The 24815-nt window shown below is 55.2% G+C and carries 18 protein-coding genes; 9 read left to right on the top strand and 9 right to left on the bottom strand.

The window, feature by feature from the left end:
* Nucleotides 1-35 precede the first annotated feature (35 nt).
* Genes RHM59_RS04240 through RHM59_RS04230 form a run of 3 tightly spaced genes read right to left on the bottom strand, consistent with a single transcriptional unit; the run spans nt 36 to nt 3084 of the window.
* On the bottom strand, nt 36-347 hold the full coding sequence (locus tag RHM59_RS04240; protein WP_322170410.1) for a DUF4387 domain-containing protein: 312 nt from the start codon (nt 345-347) through the stop codon (nt 36-38).
* On the bottom strand, nt 344-1708 hold the full coding sequence (locus RHM59_RS04235; protein WP_322286026.1) for an acyclic terpene utilization AtuA family protein: 1365 nt from the start codon (nt 1706-1708) through the stop codon (nt 344-346). The genes RHM59_RS04240 and RHM59_RS04235 overlap by 4 nt, the downstream gene beginning before the upstream one ends.
* Before the next feature lie 11 nt (nt 1709-1719).
* Complete coding sequence (locus RHM59_RS04230; protein ID WP_322286025.1) at nt 1720-3084, bottom strand: LLM class flavin-dependent oxidoreductase; 1365 nt, start codon at nt 3082-3084, stop codon at nt 1720-1722.
* Between the two features lie 209 nt (nt 3085-3293).
* Between RHM59_RS04230 and RHM59_RS04225 the strand changes: the two genes are divergently transcribed.
* Nucleotides 3294-4253, top strand: a complete 960-nt coding sequence (locus RHM59_RS04225) for a LysR family transcriptional regulator (RefSeq protein ID WP_322286024.1) — start codon at nt 3294-3296, stop codon at nt 4251-4253.
* A 109-nt stretch (nt 4254-4362) separates the two neighbouring features.
* Nucleotides 4363-5454, top strand: coding sequence for a flavin reductase (locus tag RHM59_RS04220; RefSeq protein WP_322170421.1), 1092 nt, complete (start codon nt 4363-4365; stop codon nt 5452-5454).
* A gap of 224 nt (nt 5455-5678) precedes the next feature.
* On the opposite strand, the gene RHM59_RS25325 is transcribed toward RHM59_RS04220, so the two are convergent.
* From RHM59_RS25325 to RHM59_RS04190, 6 genes are all read right to left on the bottom strand, one after another.
* On the bottom strand, nt 5679-6383 hold the full coding sequence (locus RHM59_RS25325; protein WP_416195074.1) for a methyl-accepting chemotaxis protein: 705 nt from the start codon (nt 6381-6383) through the stop codon (nt 5679-5681).
* Between the two features lie 1461 nt (nt 6384-7844).
* Nucleotides 7845-10196: an efflux RND transporter permease subunit gene (locus RHM59_RS04210; RefSeq protein WP_322170427.1), complete on the bottom strand. Its 2352-nt coding sequence runs from the start codon at nt 10194-10196 to the stop codon at nt 7845-7847.
* Entirely contained in the window at nt 10193-11323 is a 1131-nt protein-coding gene (locus tag RHM59_RS04205; protein WP_322170431.1) for a WD40/YVTN/BNR-like repeat-containing protein, read from the bottom strand. Before RHM59_RS04205 ends, RHM59_RS04210 begins: the two co-directional genes overlap by 4 nt.
* Nucleotides 11324-11401: 78 nt before the next feature.
* Complete coding sequence (locus RHM59_RS04200) at nt 11402-12754, bottom strand: DUF1329 domain-containing protein (RefSeq protein ID WP_322170434.1); 1353 nt, start codon at nt 12752-12754, stop codon at nt 11402-11404.
* 27 nt (nt 12755-12781) lie between these two features.
* The gene (locus RHM59_RS04195; RefSeq protein ID WP_322170437.1) at nt 12782-14680 is read right to left on the bottom strand and encodes a DUF1302 domain-containing protein; all 1899 of its coding nucleotides are present in this window, start codon (nt 14678-14680) and stop codon (nt 12782-12784) included.
* 510 nt (nt 14681-15190) lie between these two features.
* Complete coding sequence (locus RHM59_RS04190; RefSeq protein ID WP_322170440.1) at nt 15191-16384, bottom strand: citrate synthase; 1194 nt, start codon at nt 16382-16384, stop codon at nt 15191-15193.
* A 124-nt stretch (nt 16385-16508) separates the two neighbouring features.
* Between RHM59_RS04190 and RHM59_RS04185 the strand changes: the two genes are divergently transcribed.
* The 7 genes from RHM59_RS04185 to mdtD all read left to right on the top strand — a co-directional run bounded on the left by RHM59_RS04185 (nt 16509) and on the right by mdtD (nt 24698).
* Nucleotides 16509-17873 carry an acyclic terpene utilization AtuA family protein gene (locus RHM59_RS04185; RefSeq protein WP_322286022.1) on the top strand — a complete coding sequence of 455 codons (1365 nt, stop codon included), beginning with the start codon at nt 16509-16511 and terminating at the stop codon, nt 17871-17873.
* 3 nt (nt 17874-17876) lie between these two features.
* Complete coding sequence (locus RHM59_RS04180) at nt 17877-18188, top strand: DUF4387 domain-containing protein (RefSeq protein ID WP_322170446.1); 312 nt, start codon at nt 17877-17879, stop codon at nt 18186-18188.
* Nucleotides 18189-18231: 43 nt separating this feature from the next.
* Nucleotides 18232-19650, top strand: coding sequence for an MFS transporter (locus RHM59_RS04175; protein ID WP_322286021.1), 1419 nt, complete (start codon nt 18232-18234; stop codon nt 19648-19650).
* Between the two features lie 60 nt (nt 19651-19710).
* The gene (locus RHM59_RS04170) at nt 19711-20766 is read left to right on the top strand and encodes a TauD/TfdA family dioxygenase (RefSeq protein ID WP_322170452.1); all 1056 of its coding nucleotides are present in this window, start codon (nt 19711-19713) and stop codon (nt 20764-20766) included.
* A gap of 4 nt (nt 20767-20770) precedes the next feature.
* Nucleotides 20771-22159 (top strand): MmgE/PrpD family protein, encoded by a 1389-nt coding sequence (locus RHM59_RS04165; protein WP_322286020.1) that lies wholly within the window; start codon nt 20771-20773, stop codon nt 22157-22159.
* Nucleotides 22156-23223, top strand: coding sequence for an alpha/beta hydrolase (locus RHM59_RS04160; protein WP_322286019.1), 1068 nt, complete (start codon nt 22156-22158; stop codon nt 23221-23223). The genes RHM59_RS04165 and RHM59_RS04160 overlap by 4 nt, the downstream gene beginning before the upstream one ends.
* A gap of 65 nt (nt 23224-23288) precedes the next feature.
* Entirely contained in the window at nt 23289-24698 is a 1410-nt protein-coding gene (gene mdtD / locus RHM59_RS04155) for a multidrug transporter subunit MdtD (RefSeq protein WP_322286018.1), read from the top strand.
* The last annotated feature ends 117 nt before the right edge of the window (nt 24699-24815 follow it).

Raw genomic sequence — 24815 nt, 5'->3', positions numbered from 1 at the left:
CGAATCTTGGTTTTGTTTTGAAGAGCGGCGGTAGCTCAAGGAATATCGATGTCCAGCAACAGTGCGTGTTGCTGTGCGCCAAAAGTGTCGCGCTCCCCTATTCCACCCTGATTGCCATGACGCTTGATGGTGAATTTGAACGCGAGCGCGGGCTCAAAAAACATGAAAGTAATCAGTTCGCCAGGAGGAATCTGGTACAACTCAGTGATCAGCTCCTGCGTCAGTACGCGACTGGTGCGGACACGTTCGTAACGCTGGCGATCAGCGAAAATGACATCGAAAGTAATTTCGAACGGGCCTGAATTCTTACTACGTATTACTTGGGCCAAGCTCTTCAGCGCTGTCATACATGGGCCTCTATCACCTTGCTTGGAAACAGTTCACAGGGCGACTCCACGTCCATCAGGTGATAAAGCGAGAATCTGCAAACAGGACCAATAGGATTCTCCGGCGGATTGAGCGGAATCGCGAAGTTACCGCCAGTTGCCATCTGCCCCGGATAAGGCATGTGCAGCATGGCGATGCGCGCAGTGCTGCAAATGGCATTGGCCAATGTTTGTGTCGAAGCGGTAACTTCTCCAAGAATGCCAACCTCGTGAGGCTCGTGGTGACTTAAGGGTTCGCGCTTTCCCATCACCGCGTGCTTGCCATATACGTGGAAGTTTATTTGCGCTTCTCCGCTGGCCATCTCAGGGTAATAACCTTGCAGATATTGGCGTATGGAAATCAGTGCCTTATCGATAATGGCAATCAGGATTGGATCACGAACACCTCCGATGAAGATTGTCCGATAACCATCAATCGCAGCACCTTCGAGCTTTACCTGGTAGGTCGACGCTGGATGGAAAATGCTGCCACTGACGCGGACTCGGCGGTCGTCGAGCGCTTCATATTTCGAACTGCGAAGGTCGAGCACGCCGCCAGGACCGGCCAGCAAGTCTGGACGGCTCTTCTCGTACAACGTATGAGCAGCGACTGACGTAGGTGTGCAACGCTCGGCTGGATTCAATGGTTCCAGATCGAAGCTGTCGGCCCGCACCGTGGCGAGAATCACCTTGCCCTTCGGTTCAGCGCAGGCACCACCACACTCCATTATCTTGCCCATGTGCCAGTAAATGCCCGGCTCGATGCCATGCAACATGCAGAAAGCAGCAAAAGGCGCCGGATCGTAAGCGCGTCCGGCCACAACTACGTCTACATCGGGATGCTCACGCAGCACCTGATAAATAGGTTCAGCGCCCATCTGAGCGACAATGTGCACGCTCTGATCGATGTCTGCTTGGGTTAGCTCTGGAGCTGAGGCACAAGACTGAGTGCGCCCTGCGGCAAAACGCGCGCTTACCAACCCTGGATCAACGTCGGCATATATCGCAACTATCTTCAGTGACTTGCCCAACTCGGCGCCGATACGCTGAATGGTCTCCACCATGTCGTCGACGTGTTTTGCCGTGCCTGGACCGCCAGCAGAACCAATCAGCAGCGGCACGCCGCGTGCCGTACAACCCTTAAGCATCACACGCAGGTCACGGACGTATGCCTCGGGCTTGGCAAGAGTCTCGCCAAGGCCCAATTGGTAAGGTCCTGGATCGGTGGATCCGGAGTCGACGATCACGACATCTGCACCGGCCTCGAGCCCTGCCTCGAAGTCAACCTCGGGCACACCGTAGCCAAGCATCCCGATCGGGGTGAGGATTTTGATTTCTTTCATGACCATTATCCTCAGACGTATTTGCGCCAGGCGCGGGTTGTCGGCCTTTTAATATCCAACGTATCGCGCAAGGTCTGGCCCGGATACTCCTTGCGGTAGAGACCACGACGCTGCAGTTCAGGCACTACTAAGCGGACAAAATCTTCATAGGTCCCGGGCATTGAGGTGGCTTGCAATACAAATCCGTCGCAGCAATTCTCGAACCACTCAACCATCTGATCTGCAACTTGGGTTGGCGTGCCGATGAACGCAGGGCCTTCTTTGATGGTGCCGCGCCCGCTGCACTCGACAAAGTCACGTACCGAAGGGTTCTTCTTACCGCTGATGCGGATGACCTGATCTCGAAGGCTGTGCCAAGATACTGCGGCCAGTTCAGCGTCGCTAAATGGCTTATCGTAAGGACGGGTCGAAAAGTCGACGTTGAGCGCTTCACAAAGCAGCGTAAGCGCATCGATTGGCCGGCCCAATGAGCCAGCGTATTCGTACTTTTCTCTTGCCAACGCTTCGGTTTCGGCAACGAAGATTTTCACCGCTGGAGCAACCTTCACAGTTGCTGGATCTCGACCAGCCGCCTGGGTAGCTTCTTTCAAGTGGGCATATTGCTTTTTGCCAATTTCTAAATTTGGATATGCACCAAACACCAATTCCGCCCAACGTGCAGCGAATGCCATTCCACGACCGCTCTGTCCAGCCTGCAGAATCACTGGGCTTCCCTGCTTGGATCGCGGGACGGTGAATGGTCCGCGCGATTTGTAGAAGCGCCCCGCGTGGTCAAGACGATGCACTTTATCCGGATCTGCGAAGCGGTCGCCCACTTTATCAAGGATTAACGCATCATCTTCCCAGCTATCCCAATGACCCATTACGACTTCCATGAATTCGTCAGCGCGGTCATAGCGCAGGTCGTGCTCTTCATGCGCGTCTCGGCCGAAGTTTTCAGCTTCTGAGTCATTTAACGAAGTAACAACATTCCAAGCCACGCGGCCCTTTGTCATTAGATCGAGCGTGGCGAAGAGACGAGCAACATGGTACGGCTCGTAGTAAGTGGTCGAGTAAGTTGCGCCGAGACCAAGCTTACTAGTGACGGCTGCCATAGCCATTAGTACTGGCGTCGGATCGAGTTTCACCGCCCGAATGCCATGTGCAACCGTTTCGTGGTGGTCAGCCCCGAAGATATCAGGCATTGCAAGCCGGTCGTCGAAGAACGCCATGTCGAACAAACCGTCTTCCAGCGTACGTGCGATACGCTGGTAATATTCAGGCTCCATAAAATCATTCATAGTCGCAGGATGGCGCCATGAACCCACATAATTGGAACAATTCTGGGCCTGCATAAAGGCGACCATGCTGATCTGACGCGGTATTTTGGAACTCATTTTTATTTTTCTCCGACAAAATGATGAGGCTCATGCCCCAGCCCCGGTCGTTTAACGCGTCCGCGCCATCAATGTATGGAGCGTGACCGTGAAACAAGGACCTTACTAAAAGCAGGGCTCATCTTTGGCGATAAATAACGCTTGAACAAATCACCTTCTGCGATAGACTTATTTGAAATTAAAATAAATCATCAAAGTGTCTTTTCCCTATGACGAGTTCCATTTCTTCACTGCACGAGCCAATTTCGGCGATGGGGATCAAACTGGTCGAACTGGAAACCTTCCTTGCGGTCGCCGAATGCGGCAGCTTTAGCCAAGCAGCGGAATCACTACATGTCACCCAACCGTCTGTAACCAGTCGCGTGCAACGGTTGGAGTCGATCCTCGGAATCCAACTACTCGAACGAACGACTCGCAGAGTTGAACTGACCGCCGATGGCACACGCCTGGCAATCGAGGCTTCAACCGCCCTGCGAGGTCTGTTTAAAGTAATTGGCGACCTGCGCAATGAGACCCAACTGGCGCGCCAATGCGTTGTGATTGCCGCAACTCCGATGCTCGCCGCGCTCACGCTGCCACCCGTAATTCAAGCCTATACGCAGCGCTATCCCTCCGTGCAGGTGGAACTACTCGACCTCCAATACCCCGAAGCCCTTGCTGCTCTAGACAGCGGCGCGGCCAACTTCGCTGTCATCGCTTTCGAACCTCGCAGTGAGCGCTACCAACGGGAGCTACTTTGGCGCGAAAAAATGGTGTTAGTGGTGCCGGCTCAGCACCCGCTTGCAAAGTTTCGCAGCGTCGAACCCGCGATGCTGGTGAATTATCCGTTGATGGTGATTGAGCAATATCGATCGCTTCGTGCCCAGATTGCTGAAGTGTTAGAACAGCAAGGCCTGGTAATGCCACCGGTAAAATCTGTCGGCAACCTGAACACCTTACTCGGGATGCTTGATGCCGGAATGGGCGTAACGCTGTTACCGCATGTCATCGCTAAGCGCAACGATGAACGAGGAACGCGGATCGTCTTATTGGAAGGACTGGATCTGCATCGTGACTTTGGAATCGCTTATTCACAAAAAATCGATCAGAGCACCGCCGTCACCAGCTTTTGCGAGTTCTTGCGCCAACATATGGCACTCGAGGCGGCCGAAACCTCGGCTAAAGCTTGATCATTTATTCGCAGCTCCTATAGAGCGATTGACACTCGCAAATTGTTAGAGTCCTGCCTCGTGATTAGACTTGTTCTCCTACAAGACGGACTACTTCAGGAGAGCCGCTATGACCACAACTTTTACGGAATTTGATCAACGCCAGCTACGCAACGTGCTCGGCACATTTCTGACTGGGGTCACCGTCGTCACTACGCGTGACCCATCAGGTAAAGCGTTTGGCGTGACCGCCAATTCTTTCAGTTCTGTATCCCTTGATCCGCCGTTGGTGCTCTGGAGCCAATCTCTGAGTTCAAGCAGCTACCCGGCTTTTCGCGATAGCGACCGCTTCACCATCAATATACTTGCTGATGATCAGATCGCGATTTCCAATCATTTCGCGAAATCACAAGATGACAAATTCAGCTCTATTGCTCATAGCAACGGACTAGGCGATATTCCTCTTTTAGTGGGCGCAGCAGCGCACCTAGAGTGCACCAAAGTAGCAGCGTATCCAGGGGGCGATCACGTAGTATTTCTTGGTCGGGTTGAGGGTATCGGTGAGTCCTGTAAGCGGCCCTTAGCGTTTGGTAGTGGTAAGTATATGGTCGCCTATAGCCATGACTTGGGTCCGCTCGCGTTGCACCTTGGTACTTCAACGCCGACACAAATGGCCAGCGTTCGGCGAGTTATCCAAGAACTACCACAATTGGCCGAAGAAATGGGTGGTCATACGCTATGTTTAGCCGTCTGGGGAAATCACGGTCCAACTGCAATTTACTGGGAGCCTTCCAGCCAACCTGTGAGCCAGCAGTTACGGTTAGGATTAGTAATGCCTGTCACGCAATCTGCAACTGGACGCGCGTTCGCAGCATTTCTGCCTGACGAGATGACCAAGAACTTGATATCTGAAGAACTGCGCCAATATCGCGAGGAAGGTGAGGACGCGGCAACGCAACGAGAGCGCTTCGAGCACGAACTGGATGTGATACGTAGTCGAGGATTTGCTCAAGCTGCACGCTCCCAGCCGTCGCCGCTTCATCTGCAGACTGTAAATGCGTTCAGCGTACCGATTTTCAGCGATGGGCAGATGATCTTAGCGTTGTCGGTCACTTCGCCAGCTGGCCGCTTAAGTGCAGACTGTGATGGTCACTTACCAAATGCGCTCACAAACGCCGCTAAACGGCTGATGAGTTTAGTTCGGCAAACGAAACAAATTTAATTGGCTTTCAAATCCCCGCCACTGCCATTCGCAATACACCGGAATTCTATTGGATGATATCGATAAACTTTTCCAGGCATTATTTTGTTCGCATTAGCGTCAACAAAATCGACAATGCCGGATAGCTACGTTTGCAGTCCCATCTCAAAGGATATCGATGAAACCAACTGGCGGAAGTTTAGTTTAAGGACGCCGCCCTGGTCAGGGTGGTGGAATGAACTACGCTAGACCCGAAACGCTCCAATCAGCGACTTTAGCTCACCCACCTGGGCAGCAAGTTCACGGCTTGCCTGCTCTGCCTGGTGAGCACCCTCGGCAGTGCGCTCACCCGCATGGTTGATAGCCACGATGTTCTGATCGATATCACGGGCCACCGCAGTTTGCTGTTCGACTGCGGCGGCGATCTGCTGGTTTTGCTCGACTATGGTACCAACCGCGCCAAGGATATTTTTCAACGCCTGCTGCACCTTGTCCGATTGCCCCAACGTGCCGCTGGCCATACGATGACTTGTACCCATGGCGGCAACCGCAGCTCCGACGCCACCCTGCAAGCGGACGATCATGTGCTCGATTTCTTCGGTGGATTGCTGAGTGCGTTTGGCGAGGTTACGTACTTCGTCAGCGACCACCGCAAAACCGCGGCCCTGCTCACCTGCCCTCGCCGCTTCGATAGCAGCGTTCAGGGCCAGCAGGTTGGTCTGGCCAGCGATTTTTTTGATCACCTCAAGTACTTGGCCGATGGCCGTGCTGTCGGTTGCCAGTTGGTTGATCACTTGCACTGAGGTTTCTATTTCGGTAGCCAGTTGCTGGATGCTGCCAAGCTGGGACTCGACCAGCTCGCGTCCAGTTACCGTCTCGTCGTTCACGCTGTGCGCGCTGCTCACTGCCGCCGCAGCGTTTCGGGCAACTTCCTGCGCGGTGGCAGACATTTGGTTCATCGCCGTGGCCACCTGCTCGATCTGACCACGCTGCCCGGCGACAGCCTGGTTGCTGGCGCCGGAAACTGCCTCGACCCGATCGGCCTGACGCTGGACCTCGACCACCGTCTGGCCGACCCGATCGATTAGGCCGTGAATTTTTTTTACAGTACCATTGAACACCCGGCCCAGTTCCCCCAACTCATCTCGACTTTTCGCTTCGAAGCTCACAGTCATATCGCCCGCAGCAACCTTGTCCATCATTGCCCCGAGGCTCTTCAAGGTGCTGACAGTCGATACATAGAACGACGCGTACAAATAAACGATCAGCAGAAACACCAGCGCCAGCCCACCCGCAAGCCAAACCATATGCAGGCGGTTCTGCAGCAGCCTCTGCTCAAGTTCATGACGGACCAGCACTAGCGTTGCATCGTTAAGCTGGTAGGTGCTCGCCATGGACGCAGTGGTCTGGTCGTAAAAGTCGGTCCAGGCCATATCCAGAGTACTGGCCATTACTACCTTTTCTTCGAACAAGCGGCTGGCCTGTTTTAACGACACTTGGCTTTTCGCGGCCTGCTCTTGCAAGGCGTCCTTGGCCGAGCTGCCTTGCAGTGCGTCCTGAAGCTTGAGCGTGTAATCACCGTCTAGCTTGTCGAGCTGCTGGAGTATTTCATCGAACTTGCTGCTGGCAGCGGAATTAAGGAATCCCTGTCCCAGCGAATAGGAGCCCATGACACGGCCTTGAGCCAGAGCGTGGGTTACCAGCGGCGTAGAACCGACGACCAGTTCGGTCAATTGGCGCACCTGTGGGTTGTAGTCCTGATTGAAACCAGCCTGCCCGGCGACCAGCCGGCAGAACACCAAGGTCTGCGTGAGCACCTTATCGAGAATCTCGCTCTTGCTACGCAACGAGTTCTCGTTTTGCTGCTGTTTGAGCTGGTCAAGGAGTTCTCTTCGTGAAGCGTTGAAACGCTCGACGTCTTCGGACTTGTCGCTAGGAGAATTCAGCCCCTGCAACGTGCTGATGATGTCGCTGGTCAGCTTCGTAGCGCGGGCATTGAGGTCTCCGCCTTTGCCGGAGATACCCAGTACAACGTTGATAGCGACTAGGCTGTCAAGACTTTCGATATCGCGCCGCAGGCCAACGCTGGAATGCAGTAAGTCGATACTTTCAAGCTCGGCGCGGGTGGCTACGAACTGATCGTAAGAGTCGCGCACAAGGACGTAATTTGTCGCCAGCATCGGCGCGAAAAACAAGATACTGATCAGGCTGAACTTCATCGCGAAGCTCAAGCGATCCATTAAGACAATAGCCGGATATAATAGGCTTCTCACTGAAGTTCTCTCCCTATTCTTTGTTTTTATAGTGGGGATACCAATCTTGGCGGCCTGTGTAGCAGGTTGAATAGTCAGCAAGTTACGCTGACCCGCGTCCCGCTGGAGTAGCTCTGGAGGACGCAGGTCGGGTGCCGGTCATCTCCTCTTGGCGAAGATCAGCACCGATGCCAGCGCTGGGGTCAAGACTAGGGTTCCGATCATGTTCCAGATAAACAGCAGCACCAACAACACGCCCATGTCCGCTTGGAATTTAAGAGATGAAAACGACCAGGTGGCAACGCCGACCGCCAAGGTCAGGGCAGTAAAGACGATCGAGGTACCGGTGGTTTTCAGCGACTCCAGAAATGACTCTTGCAGCGTCAGCCCTTGACGCAGGAAACCTTCAATTCGGCTGTAAAGGTAAATGCCATAGTCCACGCCAATCCCCACGCCCAAGGCAATCACCGGCAAGGTGGCGATTTTTACGCCGAGACCCATTTTGGCCATCACAGCTTCGCAAAGCACGGTGGACAGGTACAGCGGTGCCATCAGGGCGAAAGCAACCTTAAGGGAGCGAAATTCCCACCACACCACCGCGCTGATTATCAAGAACACCAAAATCAGCATCAGCTTTTCAGAATGCCCGATGACGATATTGGTGGCCGCTTCTATGCCGGCGTTGCCAGCGGCCTGAAGCAGCTGTAGACCGCCAGTATTATTGGCGTTGGCAAACGTCTGTACCGCATTGGCCACTGCGGTGAGGGTTTGGGCCTTATGGTCGGCGAGGTACAGACTGATCGGCGCTACGCTGCAATCGCTGTTGATAAACTCTGTGGCGACGCCGGCGCGGGCGGTATTCATCACGTAAGGGTCGCGGGATAATTCGGCCCATTTCGGGTTGCCTTCGTTACTTGCCATGATCTTAAAACGCATCGCATTGTAAAGCGATTGCACTGACTCCACCCCAGGCACTTCGCGCATCGTGCGCTCGAATCGGCTCGCCAGGTCTGCCGCAGCGAAGCGAGCACACTGCTCTTGCGGCGTCTTGAAGATCACTACGTAAACGTCGGTGCTCGTGGTGTAGTGATTGAGCAAGTAAGCGTTGTCCTGGTTGTAACGCGCTTCTGGACGAAACTCAGGCGCACCCTTGTCCAGATCGCCGATCTTCAAGTCCTGACGAGCGTGATACCCGTAGCCCAGTAATAGCAGGCTCGCAACGATCAGCGGCCAGGCGAAGCGCGGTTCGCAGACCCTAGCCAAACGGGTAAAAACGGGCCATTTATAATTCAAACGCTGTTGTTGTTTACGCAGCCCTCCGGGGCTCACACCGACGTAGGACATCAACACAGGCAGCAGAAACATTTTTGTAAACAGCGCTACAAATACGCCGATGCTAGCTGTTATTGCCAGTTGCTGGATCACACCAATGTCGATCACCATCAACGTAATGAAACCCACAGCGTCCGCCAGTAACGCCGTTGATCCAGGCAGAAACAGCGCTCTAAAGGTGCGTCTAGAAGCCTGAAGTGGCGAGGCACCCTGCCCTATTTCGCTCATCATCAGGTTGATGTTCTGCACCGCGTGGCTAATGCCAATGGCAAAGATAAGGAACGGCACAAGAATCGAATACGGGTCGAGCCCCAAACCCAGAACACTCAGCAGACCGAGTTGGCATACCACCGTCAACAGGCAGGTCAACACGGTGACGGCGGTACTGCGCCAGCAGCGGCAGTAGCCATACAACAGCAGCGTGATCAGGCCCACGGTGATGGCGAAGAAAAGCGCAATGTCAGCCGCCGCCGCCAACAAATCACTAATGATCTGTGCAAAACCGATCACGCGAATGTGTACGCCTCGGGCGTCGAAGTGCGCCCGCACTTGTTTTTCTAAGTCATGCGCCAATACGCCGTAGTCCAAAGGCTTACCGCTTTGGGGGTCGTTCTCTAACAATGGAACCCGGATCACCACCGACCTGAAGTCATTGGCAACGAAACTACCTAGCATGTTGGCCCGCAAAATGTTCTGTCGCACCTGTGCCAAGGCTTGCGGCCCGCCGTCGTAGTTATCTGGGATGACACGCCCGGAGCGGATACCCTCGGTGGTGACTTCGGCCCACAGCGCATTTGGTGTCCACAGCGATTTGAGATTGCCTCGATCAACACCGGGAATAAAGAAAATCGCGTCATTAACTTCGCGCAGGGTGTCTAGAAACGCTTTGTTGAAGATATCGCCATTCGGATTTTCCACTACCACGCGCAAAACATTGCTCTGTGGGCGCAGCACATCTTCGAACTTCAGGTAGTTGACGACAAAAGGATGGTGAACAGGGATCATCCGGCTGAAGCTAGCGTCCGGGCGCAGGGACAATGCGGCGTATCCGAGCAAGAGGGAAACCAGCAGGAACAACGCCAACACTAGGATGCGATGCCCGAACAGATACCGTTCAAAGCCTGCGACCAGACGGTTAGTTAAGTTGGGGGGCGTCTGAATCTGTCGTGCAGCATTCATTGCAGGTGCTCCTTGAGCTCGATCAACGACTGGTTTTGCAGACCGGCGCTGCCAATCAACACCACTTGAGTCGAAGAAACCTGACCAATACCCAGCCAAGGCAACTTGCTTTTCGAACGCCAGACTTTGAAATGTTCGCCGTCGTCGCTGTACAGCAATATCCCACCCTGTCCGGCCAATATCAGGCTGCCGTCGGTTAATTGCTGGCCCCCATAGAGGCCCGCTTTCACCGGGTTGCTTAATGCCTGCCAACTGACACCGCTGTCATGGCTAGCAAATAGCACACCGCCAAATCCCATCGCCAGAACTTCACCGTTTTTCAAGGCCAGCAGTTTGTAAAAAGACGCAGGGCCAAGAGCCATGGCAGCCTGCCAATGCAATCCGTTATCCGCCGAGCGATAGATTCGTCCGCCCTCACCCGCCACTAGCAACGTTCCATCCGCCAGGCCCAGAACAGCGTTCAGGTGCAGTCGGTCTGGGTTATCCAGGTCGGGCAAGTAGTGCCAATTCTGCCCGCCGTCGATTGTCGATAACATCATCCCGTAGGCGCCCACCGCCCACCCCTGATTGGCATCGCGAAACCACAAATTGAGTAAAGGTCGCGACGGCCCGGCAGCACTGCTGGCCTTGGCATCGTCGACGGCAAACAGTGCGTTTTCCAACGCGCTTGTTTGTGTTTTATCGTCAGGTTGCGTGGCAACCGCCTGCTGCAGACGTGTGGCCTCGCTTGCGGTCCAAACGTTGAGCAGAGCATTGATGGCGTTGCCATCCAGCTGCTTTTTCCAGTTTTGACCCCCGTCATCGCTGTGCAAGATCACACCGTCATGACCCACCACCCAGCCTCGCTGGTCATCGACGAAATATACCGCCGTCAGCAGTAAATCCACCGGCACCTTGGCTTGGGTGACGCTGCCATCGGCTGCGAGCAGCAAAATGTGGCCACTGTCACCGACCATCACCTGTCGGTCGCCCAAGGTCTGAATATCGGTGAGCGGCGAATGGCTGGCCGACGCCGACATCGGTGAAGGCCGTTGCAAACGATCAGGGACCGGTTGCGCCAGAACAGGCACGCCTACGCTTAAGGCCAACGTCAGCGCAAGCGCTGGGCGCAAAATCAAAATAGTCATCGCGAAGGTGTCTCTGCTTCGAATTCAGCAACAAAGAGCGTGGCCGCACACCGGCCTCGCTCGTTCATTCGACCGTCGTCAGTTACCTGCTCGGCGCAAGGCCGCGGGACTGAAGTCTTGAAGGGTGAAATGGACGCCGAAACTGGACTGTTTTTCCTGATTCTCCAGGCCGTTGACCACATAGCTACGCGCTTGCAGGTCGTAGGCAACGTCGCTGATCGCAATGCTCGACAACACGTCGTAGCGTTGCAGCCCGTGGGCTTCCTGCATACGCCACAGCTCGCCACGACCGTCGAAAAGGTCTGCGGCGAGAATTGCCCAGCTGTCTTCGTCGATGTAAAAAATGCGCTTGGCGTAAATGTGCCTTGCACCCGGTTTCAAAGTCGCCTGCACCACCCACACACGATGTGTTTCGTAGCGGATCAAGTCTTGATTCAGGTGATCAGGCTTGACGATATCGCTGTACTGCAATGAGCGGTCGGCCAGTTTATAAGTGTCATACGGCACAATCATTTCTTTCTTGCCGAGCAGTTGCCAGTCGTAACGATCCGGCGCGCCGCTGAACATGTCGTACATATCCAGGGTGCGCAAACCGTCAGACAAACCATCGACAGTGTCATAGGCCAATTCAGGAGCTCTCAGCACTCGACGCTGACCTGGGTTGTACTGCCAGGCAAGCCGAGGTTCCTTGACCTGATCGATCGGCTCATGCACCAAGCTTTGCTGGCCTGCAACGCTGTCCGGCCCGGTCACCTTACTCAAGTAATAGTAGAGACGGTTCGGTTCAGGGTTGCCCAATGCAGAGGCCATCGCCAACGTCACATCACGATGAATTACCGTGAAGTTGCCGCCAGGCTTGACCACCATTTCGGTAGGGAAATAATGGTAGCCACCCGAGCGGTAGCGCAGAGAATGATTGTAAAGCAATTCCTGAGCAGTCTTCGGAACCGGAAACGGTACGCTTGTTTTATCGTAATTGAGCATCCCGGCGCCATTGTCAGCCAGGGCAACGGTCCCCGCTTCTTTCTTGATCTGTTCGTACTCGGTCGCAGGCAACCCAACCGGCCGATGCGTCGGATAGACGATCATCTTGTAGCTAGCAAATTTCTGCAGCATGGCCTTGTAGCCTGGCGTCAATTGATCCGCGTACTGCGCCATATTGGCAGCGGTAATGGTGTACACCGGTTTGTCGCTAGCATACGGATCGACGTAGCCTTTACCCGGAATGAATCCGGCTGGCGCCTGGGTCAACCCACCTGTCCAGGCAGGGATGGTGCCGCTAGCGTTACCAGCCTTTTCCGAGCCAAATGGCGTCAAATCCTGGCCCAGACGCGCCACATCGGCTGCGTCGGCCTTGGCCAGCGCGACGCTACTGGCAAGACCAAGCATGCTGCCCATGACGGTCACACAAAGCAGTTTTCTTGTTTTCATTGGATGCCTCATTTTTCCGAATGCTTTTTAGAAACCCATGCTGACGCTGAACGCGACAAAGTCTTTATCCGTTGTTGCCCACGGTGTGTTGCCGCTACCCGACCAGGACAAGTCGGCAGAGTATTTCTGCAAGTAATCAGCTTTGACCCCAACTGAACCGAGCAAACGGTCTTGGACGAAGTTGCCGTCGTAGGACCAACCTTTGATGTCCTGACCAAACGCCATGTAAGGAGAAACGTTGATCCCTGCTAACAGCGAGTTATAGGTCAGTTGCGCCTTCAGACGATAACCAGAAGAAAACTTGGTGGTGTAGCCGTCCTTTGAGCAGGCGAGCTTGGCATATTTTGGATTGGACGCAGTGCCGATGGCACAACCGGCAACGCTCCCGCTGGCCAAATCGGAGCCGTACTGGTCTGTACGACCAAAGCGGGCGTCACTCAAACTTGGCAAGTTGTTCATGTACTTCATACCCATCTCGCCGACCAGGCTCAGCGTGTCTGCACCCAACACATGCTGGAACGTCTTGACAGCGCCCAATGACAGTTGCGTCACTTTCAGCCGCTCGTATCCGTCGACTACGGTGCCGGGTGCGTAGACTTGATACGCCTCGCTCGCCAACGGAATACCTAACGCTTTACCCGTACCGGGAGGCAGTGCTGCAAAGGCAGCAATGAGGTCGGCACTGGCCAGTTGTACCGGCTGATTAGGGCGATAGCTTAACTCCCCAAACACTGACGTACTCAAGACGGTCGTTGAGAAACTTACGCCAAAGATGCGGATGTCCTCTGGATAACTGACGTCGTATTCACCGTTGCCCGCTGCCAGTGCAGGGCTAGTCGTCGGGCTGACCCAACCTGGATAAGGTCCTGACGCAATCGAGCGTGCACCAATGACCGAATTCGAATATGGGGTGCGCGAGTGAATGTTCATCGCATAAGCGCCAAACTCGGTTCCAATTTCGTCGGCAAAATACCGCAAGGCGAAGCCAAACTGGCCCATGTTTCTCGGATCTTTATCCGGTGCACGCTGGATAATCTGACCATTGGCAAAGGAAGCTTGATCGTTGCTGCCTGCCCGGGGCACGCCGTAGCAGCCGTCTGGAATGTAATCGTTGGTTGAAAAGAAAGTCCCACAACCTTCCAGAACCGTTTTGCGCCATGCGAGTTGGTAAAACGACTCAACACTCAGGCTGTCGGTGATTCCGAAATTGCCATAAAGCATCGGGACCGGCAGCAACCCTTCTTTAAGTTGTGCGCCGGGACGACGCAAGGCCGCTACGTCAAGTGGGTTGATAGCGTTAATACCGTTCTGAAAAAACAACCCTTCCCCCCAACTAACCACTTGTTTACCGGCGCGCACGTTTAACGGATGTCCTTCGATATCGTAATTACCGTAGACATAGGCATCCAGCAATTCGACTCCCTGGAACTTGGCCAGCTTGTCATAGTGGGCGTCGTTCAGGGTTTGATTTTGCTGATAGCCGTTGGCCGAACTACCGTAATCGACCTCCTTGTTTTCCAACGTGTAGTCGTACCAAGCCTTGCCACGAAGGAATAGGCCGTAGTTTTTCCACTTTAGTTCGGTTTCGGCCAACAGCGTGATGGGTGAGGACACCAACTCACCGGGCTTGTGAAAGTTCAAGCGGCTGTCATCTGAGGTACGCCCTCCACCGTTATTGAACTGACCGGCGTGGCCATAACCGATGCTATTAGCACTGCCTTGATTGATCGTTGAGTTGGTCGGGCTTTGAGTGCTCCAGAGCGCCCCAGCGGTAATATTGCCATTGTAGCGGCCAGTGATTTCACCGAAGTCGAAGTCGGTGGCGCGAGCACTCAATGAGATCGCACAAGCCAACGGTGTCAAAGTCAACGTTGCTATGCTCAGCCAAGGGGTACGACGAAACGACAGATGCGTACGTGTTGTCATGCAGCAGCTCCTATTATTTTTATTTTGAGTCATGTGCGGTATTCCGTAACTCGTGCCATCCAGGCCTAAACATTGACGAATAGGTATGGAGCGTCGCCGTGAAACTAGGACCTTTGCTAAGTCCGGGCTCATATTTGGCGATAAAGAACGCTTGAACAAATCACCTTCTGCGATAGACTTATTTGAAAATCCAATAAATCATCAAGCGCTTTTCTCCATGTCGATTTCCATTGCTTCTCTGCCCGAGGCAATTTCGGCAATGGGGCCAAGCTGGTCGAACGGGAATCCTGTGCGGCATTTCGTGACTCGTCCTCGCCCTAGGCTTAAACATTGACGAATACAAAATACATTGATTTTTACTTGACGATAACGAGCCTAATCAATCAAGCAATCGCTGTAAATCTGTACGTTTTTTGTCAATGTTCGGGAGCGCCTGACCGACGGGTTTGGATCGCGGTTCAATAGGAGCGAAAAAGTAACCGATACGCCTGTGCGGGCGGGACCTCAATCTCAGTCCGGCAACGGGCCGGTGTATTTGGCTCGCGGACGGATGAGAGGTTGATGGTGATACTGCTCGCTCGCATGGGCCAGCCAACCGATTACCCGGCCTACACCTGGCAGCGCCAGCTCTTGACCTTCGAGCTTCAGTTTTCGCCCGACAAAGCACAGCAAAAGGATGAAATCAGGGGGTTGTTGAATCAATTCATGGGCCACTTGTGCCGCCTTAAGTAAGCGCTGGAATTCGACATCAGCACTGAACAGCTGTTGCAAAGTCACCAACAGGCTTTGCGCCCGGGGGTCCACCACGCCATGCATATTCGAACCAAAACCCGGAATCGCTTCGCCTTCGCGGTAGCGCTTTAAGACCGGTGTTTGTGGATTCTGCGCAGTGCAAATTTCTTCTAACAGACGGACCACTGTTTCGCCCCGACTGTAGGCTAGTCGCCGTCCGCGAGATGAGGCCAGACCGGTGACGGCCGCGTAGTACGGGGTTACGCCTGTATTGGCGGCCGCGCGAACGGTGTAAGTCGATGGATCGAGTTCGTGATCAATGGACAAGATCAATACTTGACGCACCAGATCCTCAAATGCCGGATCAACGCCCAGTGCCCCTACGATAAATGCCGGTAACGGTTGAGCACTCGGACCGTCAGCCCCCACCATCAACGCCGCCATCCAACGCACCACGCCTACGCCTGTGCGCGCATAGCCTTCTGGGGACAAATCATAGGCCTTCGGGTTTTCGCGTTCTATCAGCGGAAACAACGCAATAGCCTTCTCCACGGGGTGCAGGTCTGCGAATGCCTTTAGCAGCTGTGTAGCCGCTTTCGGCCGCTTTGGCAGTACGTCCGTGAATACGCCTGGTGCCTGCCACATTAACTCCGCGACCTGCTCAACGCTGGCGCTGGCGGCCAACTCCGCCACATCAAGGCCCCGGTAATAAAGGCCCTTGTCGGTAAGCAAGGTGATCGTACTGGACGATGCAATGCGTTGTGGCTCATTTGACAGAGCTACCACATCGCTTCTCGGCTTGGCCAGACGTTGGATGTCCGCTGCCCAATACCGGCGGCTGCGCGAACCATCCACCTTCAATGAACGAATGTTTTTACGACTGACGTACGCGTAAAGCGTGGGCAGGCTGACGCTCAGGATTGCAGCCGCCTCATCAGCTGACAGGTACAAACCGTCTTCAGGACTTTCCATATAAAGTTCTCAGGTTGATGAATTTCGTACAGATTTACAGTTGCCAATTCGCGCTATATCTTCACATTAACAAAAATAAAGTACATATATTGATCTATATATGTAGTAGGTGGAGTGAAGCACTATGGAAATACGCGTTTTGGCACCGACCGGCGTGATTGGCGCCGGATTTAAGGTAAGTTCACTGGAACGTGGTCTTGCCCTCGCTCCCCACGTTATCGCTTGCGATGCTGGCTCTACCGATTCGGGGCCTTCAGCGCTGGGCAGTGGCCGCGCTAAGCTGTCACGCGATGCCTGCAAGCGTGACTTACGTCTGTTGCTGTTGGGTCGCGACAAACTCGACGTGCCGTTGATTATTGGTTCCTGCGGTACCAGCGGGCGTGATAGCGGCGTCGATTGGATGGCCGAGATCGCGTTGGAAATCGCCGATGAGGAAGGTCTGCGCTTTAAACTCGGTTTGATCTACGCCGACCAGTCATCCGCTTATCTGCGCATGCGCCTTGAAGAAGACCGAATTAAGCCGCTGATGCCAGCTCCGCATTTCGACGCTGCCGTGATCGATAGCAGCCATATCGTCGGGATGATGGGCACCGAACCTTTGAGCGAAGCACTTGATCAAGGCGCGCAAGTCATTCTCGCCGGTCGCGCAAGCGATTCAGCGCTATACGCTGTCGTTCCAGAACGTATGGGTGCCGACCGAGGCCTAACGTGGCATGCGGCCAAAACGATCGAGTGCGGAGCCGCTTGTTGTGTAACCCCAGCGGCCGACGGCTTGATCGCATACATCCGCGACGATCATTTCGAGATCGAACCACTGGACTTGGACGCCAAGGTCACCCCGCTATCGGTAGCAGCACATACGCTCTATGAGAATGCCAACCCGTATTTGCTTACTGAGCCGTCTGGCGTTGTCGACACCGAAGGCGCGATATACACCGCGCTGACTGACCGCACGGTAAAAGTCAGCGGATCGGCTTTTCATCCAGCCGACGTATACACCGTGAAGCTTGAAGGCGCACAGCCGAACGGTTTCCAAACTGTGGTAATCGGCGGTATTCGAGATCCGAACGTGTTCATGGCCCTCGATACGTTGTTGCCCAAGGCTCAGGAGTATTTCAACGCCCGGATTGCCGATCTGTTCGGCGGTCGCCTTCAGCCGAACGAATATGACATCAATTTCCGCCTGTACGGCATGGGCGTTGTCATGGGCCCGCTGGAAGTCGAGAAGCACCCTAAGCCGTCAGAAATCGGGGTGTTGATCACCGTCACGGCGCCGTCGCAGGAGTACGCCAGCAAGATCGCCAGTTTCGTAGCGCACGTCAGCGCCCACCTGCCAGTGCCCGGTTACGAAGGCCTGATCAGTACCATCGCCTACCCGTTCTCGCCGCCTGAAATGGAGCGCGGGCAGATCTATCGCTTCAGCGTCAACCACTTGCTGCTGCCCGACGACCCGTTGGAAATGTTCCGCATCAAGCTACTTGAGGTCTGACCCATGACAACCATTTCTGAACTGTGCAGCCTGGTGCGTTCGAAAAACGCCGGCCCCTTCGTCCTGACCTTTGACCTGATGTTCACCAATGAGGACAACTACGCCCGGGTGCGCCGCACCCAGCCGCTCACCCGAAGCATTTTGGCGCAGCTATATAAGCAAAAGGAAGAGGACATCGTGCTGGTCTATCACGACGCGGCGCGCGCCATCAAAGCCTCGTTCCCGCGCCCGGTGTATCAGGGCGAATTGGCCGACAGCGATTGCTATGGCGGCCAGCAGTACGTGCCGCTGCTGTCGATCCAGGTTCCGGAGTAAGCACGGGCAAGACCTGCAGAACTCGATAACAAGGATAAAAATAATGAGTGTTTTTTCAGCCTCGCCGCTTCAACAACCGGCCATGTCTGCGCAGGCGATGCTCGCTGCACGCATGGATCGGCTGCCATCGAGCAAGGTGATCTGGCAGATGGTGATTCTATTGTCGCTGGGTGGTTTTTTCGAAACCTACGAGCTGTTCTCAACGAGCTTTGTCATCCCAGGCATTATCCACAGTGGCGTACTGACCGCCTCCACCGCCGGATTATTTGATATTCACGGTGCGGCCAGTTACATCGCCGCCACGTTTATTGGCATGTTCATTGGCACCTCTTGCGTCAGCTTTGTGGCCGATCGCCTCGGTCGGCGCAGGGTGTTTATTTATGCACTGCTGGGCTATTGCGCATGCTCACTGATCATGGCCTGCCAGACAGACGCAATGGGCTTATGTTTCTGGCGCTTGATGGCCGGAATCGGACTAGGCGTGGAATTAGTGACCATCGATACCTACCTTGGAGAACTGGTTCCACCGGGAATTCGTGGTCGTGCCTTTGCTTATAACCACGTGATTTCTTATTTGGCGGGCCCGATCTGCGGCGTTTGCGCGCTGCTGCTGGTGCCCCATGAACCCTACGGAATAGAGGGTTGGCGGTGGGTAATTGGTCTCGGCACGCTAGGTTCGCTTGGTGTATTTCTGCTGCGCGGCAGGTTGCCGGAAAGTCCACGCTGGCTCGCGAGTCGCGGCCATATTGATCGCGCCGAGCAAATTGTCGCAGAGCTGGAGCGCAAATCCGTTCTGCAAACAGGCCGCGATCTTTTATCTCCGACCGTCACCAGCCTGCCACCACAGGAACACAAAGGACATTTTTCCGAGTTGTGGAACCGCAAATACGCCCGGCGAACCTTCATGTTGGTGATCTTCCACTTTTTCGCCTCGATTGGCGTGTACGGCTTCATGAACTGGGTACCAACTTTTCTTATCGAGCAGGGCGTATCGGTTGCGCACAGCTTGGCCTACACCATCGCTATGGGCTGCAGCGCTCCGCTTGGACCATTGCTCAACAGCACCTTTGCCGACAAAGTTGAACGCAAGTGGCAAATCGCCGGGGCGGCGCTGGTGATGGCTATCGGCGGGCTAGCCTTCGCATTCGTCCGCGAGCCTTCACTGGTGATTCTGTGCGGGGTGCTGGTAACAGTGGGCTCAACCGTCATGTCGGTGAGCTACCACGCGTATCAATCAGAACTCTATCCCACCCGAATTCGATCCCAGGCGGTCGGTTTCGTGTACTCGTTCAGCCGTATTTCCGGAATGCTCAGCGGCTTCATGATCGCCTTCTTGCTCGGCCATTACGGCGTTATATCAGCGCTTGGGCTAGTGGCCGGTAGCATGGTGGTCGTCGCTCTGATCATTGGAACGATGGGGCCCCGCACCCGAGGGCGCACCCTCGAAGCCATTAACGATTGACCCTTACTCCGGTCGCTGCCGAGCAGCGCCACTGACTCAAATGCACCAAGGAGAATAAAAATGAGAGACACCTATAATGGCCCTTGGAACTGGATGGCCTCTGACATGGAAGACCCGGTTCAATGGTGTATTCACCTGACGCCGGCTCACATCCGGGCCCTCGACAACGCCCTGCGTAGCGCGAAAAAAGGCGGCGTGACACTCGACAGACTAACCAAGGAAAACTTTCCGCTTAGCGACTTCGACCAACTGATCCCTGAAGTGCTCGACCGCTTGGAGAATGGCCGTGGCGTAGTGGTATTGCGTGGCCTGCCAGCGCTCGACTACAGCAAGGAAGAATTGCGACTGATGTATTGGGGTCTTGGCCTGTATCTGGGCACTGGCGTATCACAGAGCAGCAAAGGCGATTTGCTCGGTGACGTGATGAACTTTGGAGCTGATTTCAACAGCTCTACCGGCCGTGGCTACATGTCAAAACAGGCCCTTGGGTTTCACTCCGACAGCGCTGACGTTGTCGTACTGATGGTGTTGCGCACAGCAATGAATGGCGGGGTAAGCAAAATTTGCAGCTCGGTGGCGATCCGAAATGAAATCGCACGCACCCGACCCGATTTGCTTGAAGTGCTCTACACACCCTTCTACTGGAGCTGGAAAGGCCAGCAGGCGCCCGACGAAAAGAGTTACTACCCACAACCGACCTATTCTGAACATAAAGGCAAGTTCGCGTCCCGGCATATCCCGCCGCATGTATTGAGCGCCCACGAGGACAATCCAGAACTGGGCCCGCTGCCCGACAAGCAGAAAGAAGCCATGGTATTGATCAACCAACTGGCAAACGAGCCGCGGTTCCACTTCGGTATGCTCTTCGAGCCGGGCGATATCCAATTACTCAACAACCACGTGACCATGCACTCGCGCAGCGAGTTCGAAGATTGGCCAAACGAGCCTGAGCGCAAGCGCCACTTGTTGCGCATGTGGCTGTCGATGCCGAACACCCGCGAGCTCAGCCCGCTGATGTCGGCCCTCTATCAAGACCAGCGTGGCGGCACAGTCCGCGGTGGTTTCCCATCACGCACAGGCTCGCACAGCTTTGAAACGGTTGCTGCCAAGGATTGATGCCATGAACGAACTACCTTTTGCGATGATCCTTGCCCAAGCGCTAGCCTCGTTAACCGTCGACCACTTGACCGCAAACGTCATCCAGACCGCCAAACGCGGCATCATTGATACCGTGGGAGTGACCCTGCTTGGTGCGACCGAGCCGGTGGTCGAGGTGCTGCACAAAACCCTGACCGGCACCCTCGCCAACGGCCCAGCGCTGGTGTTCGGTGCACACCAGCGCATAAGTGTGCTGGACGCTGCGCTAATCAACGGCACCGCATCCCACGCCGCCGACTATGACGACATGGCCCGGCATATGGGCGGCCACCCATCAGTAGCGCTGGTGCCCGTGATCGTGGCCCTTGGCGAGGCGCTCGGCTCGACCGGTCTAGAGCTGCTGGAGGCTTATGTAGTCGGTTTCGAAACGGTCTGTCGGCTGGGTCGGGTAGTTCACCCACATCATTATGAAACCGGCTGGCACCCGACCTCGACACTGGGTGTGTTCGGTGCTGCCGTGGCGGCGGCGCGTTTACTACGCCTGAATGTGCAGCAAACGGCTACAGCGCTGGCCATTGCGGCGTCGCAATCGGCTGGCATCAAAGCCAACTTCGGCACCATGACCAAGCCATTGCACGTGGGCCAGTGCGTGCGCAACGGCCTGTTCGCCGCGCAATTGGCGAGCCAGGGCTTTACCGCTAACCTCGCGGTGTTCGAGCACAAACAAGGCTTTTTTGCTTCTTACGATGGCATGGCCAACGTGCACCCTGAACTCTTGCTTGATCAATGGGGTGGCATTCTGGAAATCGAACAGAAATCCGTCGGCCTCAAGCAGTTCCCTTGCTGCGGGAGCACCCATCCGGCAGTGAGAGCCATGCTGCAACTGCAGCGCGGCGGTTTGCGTGCCGAGGACGTCGAATCGATCCTGATTACCACCCACCGCCTACGATTGCCGCACACCGATAATCCCGACCCGAAAACCGCACTGGGTGCCAAATTCAGCGTGCAGTACGTTACAGCGCGCGCCTTGGTGGACGGCGTCGTGCGCCTCAAGGATTTCGAAGGCGAAGCCCACAACGACCCCCGCGTGCGTGGATTGATGGCCAAGACATCACTGGCCGTCTATCCGGATGAACCGAAGCAAACCACGGCATCCAGTAATGAATTCGCTGCCGACATTCGCGTGCTAACACGCACTGGCGAGACTTTGCTCAGCAAGGCTCCACATGCCCTCGGTCGTGGCGGCACAAACCCTATGAGCGACGAAGAAATGTGGACAAAATTCAGCGACTGCGCATCTCGCATGATGCCGCAAGCGCAAGCGCTGGTAGCCTTCAATGCCTGGCAACAACTGGAAAACTGCCAGCGAGTCGTTGAGTTGACGCAACTGCTTGAGGTACACAGCGCATGATGGATGCTATTACACGCAGTTTCTTTTATGCGGGCGGTCGCTACGTAACGGACGACACTGGCAAGCAACTGATGGTCGGGCAAATGTACGTTGAAGTCTTCACGCCCGCCGAAATCACCCAGCGCTACCCTCTGGTGATGATCCACGGCAGCGCGCAAACGGCTACCAATTGGTTGCGCACTCCGGATGGGCGCATCGGTTGGGCAGAGTATTTCGCCCGTCAAGGCTATGCGGTACACGTGGTCGATCAGCCGGCACGTGGCCGGTCGGCTTGGCACGCTGGGTTCAACGGTGAACTTGGCAGTATTCCAGTGGCGGCGACCGAGCGTTACTTCACCGCAACCGCCGAGTTGGGCGAGTGGCCCCAGGCTCGCCGGCATACACAATGGCCAGGCACCGGTCGACAAGGCGACCCGGTATTCGACGCGTTCTACGCCAGCCAGGTCGATTATCTAGTCGACAGCGTCGAAACCGAACACCTCTTCCAGGCTGCGGGCAGCGCCCTTCTCGACACTATCGGGCCGGCGATTCTGATTACCCACTCACAATCCGGACCGTTGGGCTGGCTGCTCGCCGATGCCCGGCCTCAGTTGGTAAAGGCCATTGTGGCGGTTGAGCCGCAAGGCCCACCCGTGAAAAACATGTCGTTGCAAAAGGCTCTAAAAAACCAGACACAAGACACGTCCGGGCAGCCGCCTCGGGTCGGCGGCATCACCGACATCCCGCTTGCCTACGACCCACCGCTCGCTGAGGGTCAAGCCTTGGTATTCGTTCAGCAAGACCCCGTAAATAGTGCGGAACGAGTACCGTGTTGGCTTCAACAGCCCCCTGCCCGGCAACTCCTCAATCTCGCGCATGTACCGGTACTCATCGTGACCGGTGAGGCCTCGTTCCATGCACTTTACGACCATGGTACTTACGAATATCTGATCCAGGCCGGCGTACCCTGCACCCACTGGCGCCTGGAAGACTTCGGCCTCTACGGCAACGGCCACATGCTGATGCTTGAACGCAACCACTTGGAAATCGCCGAACTGCTCAGCCGTTGGATCGCCGAAATTTAGGGCTTATTGATACATTCTCGCAGCTTGGCGGCTTAGGGGGCGCATGCCCGAAAAGGATCCAGCGGATGCTGAAACAAGGTTTTAGACTACATTCTGACCGGTCACTATTATGGCTGGTGGCCGGTGGCTTTTTTATGCTGACGCTCGATGCCACGGTGGTTACCACGGCGTTACCGGCAATGGCGCGCAGCCTTGGTGAAAGCCCGCTGCGCATGCAGTCGGTGATCGTCGCTTACGTTATGACCATGGCCCTGCTGATACCGGCCTCGGGTTGGATCGCCGACCGCTTTGGCACACGGCGTGTGTATATCACTGCCATTGGTTTATTTACTTTTGGCTCGCTGTGCTGCGGGATGGCACAAAGCTCCGAGCAGTTGATTGCCGCTCGGGTATTGCAAGGTCTTGGTAGTGCGTTGATGTTACCCGTGGGGCGTTTGGCCGTGATCCGCGTATTTACCGGCAACCGCTTATTACCTGCCATCAGCTTCGTCACCATTCCCAGTCTGATCGGCCCATTGATTGGCCCAGCGCTCGGTGGCTGGCTGGTGCAGATCGCCAGTTGGCAATGGATATTCCTAGTCAATATACCGGTAGGTTTTATTGGTGTGCTGGGCGCCTGGATGTATATGCCAGGGCGGCCGCTCAGCGGGCTTGGTCCATTCGACTTTGCCGGCTACGCCTTGCTCGCCCTTGGCATGCTTTGCGTCACATTGGCGCTCGACGGCGTCGCCAGTTTTGGCTTTGGCTGGGAAATAGCGTTGACTTTAATAATGCTGGGTTCAGCCAACCTAGCGGGCTACTGGCGGCATGCAATGCGCCATCGCAATCCTTTATTTCCACCGACCTTGTTTCGTGTCGCCAGCTTGCGCATTGGTTTGTGGGGCAACTTTGTAGCGCGTTTGGGCTGCTCCTCGACGCCATATCTGCTGCCGTTGTATTTCCAGGTATGCCAAGGATACTCCCCGCTGAATGCCGGCTTGCTAATGCTACCCATAGCGATGGCGGGGATGGTGGTGAAGCCGCTGGCCAACCGCTTGGTTACCCGCTTTGGATACCGCAATGTGCTGATTAACAATACCTTGTTGGTCAGCCTCACTATTGCCAGCTTCGCCATGGGTCGAGGCCCACGAACTCTCTGGCTGCAACTACCCGCGTTGTTATTTTTTGGGGCCTTTAACTCTCTGCAGCTTACGGCGATGAGCACGCTGACACTGAAAGACTTGGCTCCGCAACAGACCAGCAGCGGTAATAGCACACTGACGATGGTACAAATGCTTGCGATGGGGATGGGCGTATCTGGAGCTGGTGGTTTGCTGGTGCTGTTTTCCCATCTGTTCGCCAGCGATGCTGAAGTAACTCTGTTGACTTTCCGCACAACCTTTGTGTGCATGGGAGCAGTAACTTTCCTGTCAGCCGCGATTTTTTGGCGGCTGAACAATGATGCCTTAAAACCCAGTTTAACTAGGTTGGGTTAGTCGATGAAAATCGACCACGCATACCAAGCTAGTATCGCTGACATAGCCGTCAAGGGTTTTAAGAGGGGGGTGCTCTGACCACGATGTTCACCTCTGAATAAAACGCTTCATGGGCAA

The organism is Pseudomonas sp. MH10, assembly GCF_034353045.1.
Classification (GTDB): domain Bacteria; phylum Pseudomonadota; class Gammaproteobacteria; order Pseudomonadales; family Pseudomonadaceae; genus Aquipseudomonas.
The sequence above is the reverse complement of the archived record's forward strand: the minus strand, read 5'-3'. Positions and strand labels throughout refer to the sequence as shown.

Coding starts and splice junctions, on each gene's coding strand:
- RHM59_RS04240 (WP_322170410.1), bottom strand. CDS start 347: ATGACAGCGCTGAAGAGCTTGGCCCAAGTAATACGTAGTAAGAATTCA.
- RHM59_RS04235 (WP_322286026.1), bottom strand. CDS start 1,708: ATGAAAGAAATCAAAATCCTCACCCCGATCGGGATGCTTGGCTACGGT.
- RHM59_RS04230 (WP_322286025.1), bottom strand. CDS start 3,084: ATGAGTTCCAAAATACCGCGTCAGATCAGCATGGTCGCCTTTATGCAG.
- RHM59_RS04225 (WP_322286024.1), top strand. CDS start 3,294: ATGACGAGTTCCATTTCTTCACTGCACGAGCCAATTTCGGCGATGGGG.
- RHM59_RS04220 (WP_322170421.1), top strand. CDS start 4,363: ATGACCACAACTTTTACGGAATTTGATCAACGCCAGCTACGCAACGTG.
- RHM59_RS25325 (WP_416195074.1), bottom strand. CDS start 6,383: ATGTCTGCCACCGCGCAGGAAGTTGCCCGAAACGCTGCGGCGGCAGTG.
- RHM59_RS04210 (WP_322170427.1), bottom strand. CDS start 10,196: ATGAATGCTGCACGACAGATTCAGACGCCCCCCAACTTAACTAACCGT.
- RHM59_RS04205 (WP_322170431.1), bottom strand. CDS start 11,323: ATGACTATTTTGATTTTGCGCCCAGCGCTTGCGCTGACGTTGGCCTTA.
- RHM59_RS04200 (WP_322170434.1), bottom strand. CDS start 12,754: ATGAAAACAAGAAAACTGCTTTGTGTGACCGTCATGGGCAGCATGCTT.
- RHM59_RS04195 (WP_322170437.1), bottom strand. CDS start 14,680: ATGACAACACGTACGCATCTGTCGTTTCGTCGTACCCCTTGGCTGAGC.
- RHM59_RS04190 (WP_322170440.1), bottom strand. CDS start 16,384: ATGGAAAGTCCTGAAGACGGTTTGTACCTGTCAGCTGATGAGGCGGCT.
- RHM59_RS04185 (WP_322286022.1), top strand. CDS start 16,509: ATGGAAATACGCGTTTTGGCACCGACCGGCGTGATTGGCGCCGGATTT.
- RHM59_RS04180 (WP_322170446.1), top strand. CDS start 17,877: ATGACAACCATTTCTGAACTGTGCAGCCTGGTGCGTTCGAAAAACGCC.
- RHM59_RS04175 (WP_322286021.1), top strand. CDS start 18,232: ATGAGTGTTTTTTCAGCCTCGCCGCTTCAACAACCGGCCATGTCTGCG.
- RHM59_RS04170 (WP_322170452.1), top strand. CDS start 19,711: ATGAGAGACACCTATAATGGCCCTTGGAACTGGATGGCCTCTGACATG.
- RHM59_RS04165 (WP_322286020.1), top strand. CDS start 20,771: ATGAACGAACTACCTTTTGCGATGATCCTTGCCCAAGCGCTAGCCTCG.
- RHM59_RS04160 (WP_322286019.1), top strand. CDS start 22,156: ATGATGGATGCTATTACACGCAGTTTCTTTTATGCGGGCGGTCGCTAC.
- mdtD (WP_322286018.1), top strand. CDS start 23,289: ATGCTGAAACAAGGTTTTAGACTACATTCTGACCGGTCACTATTATGG.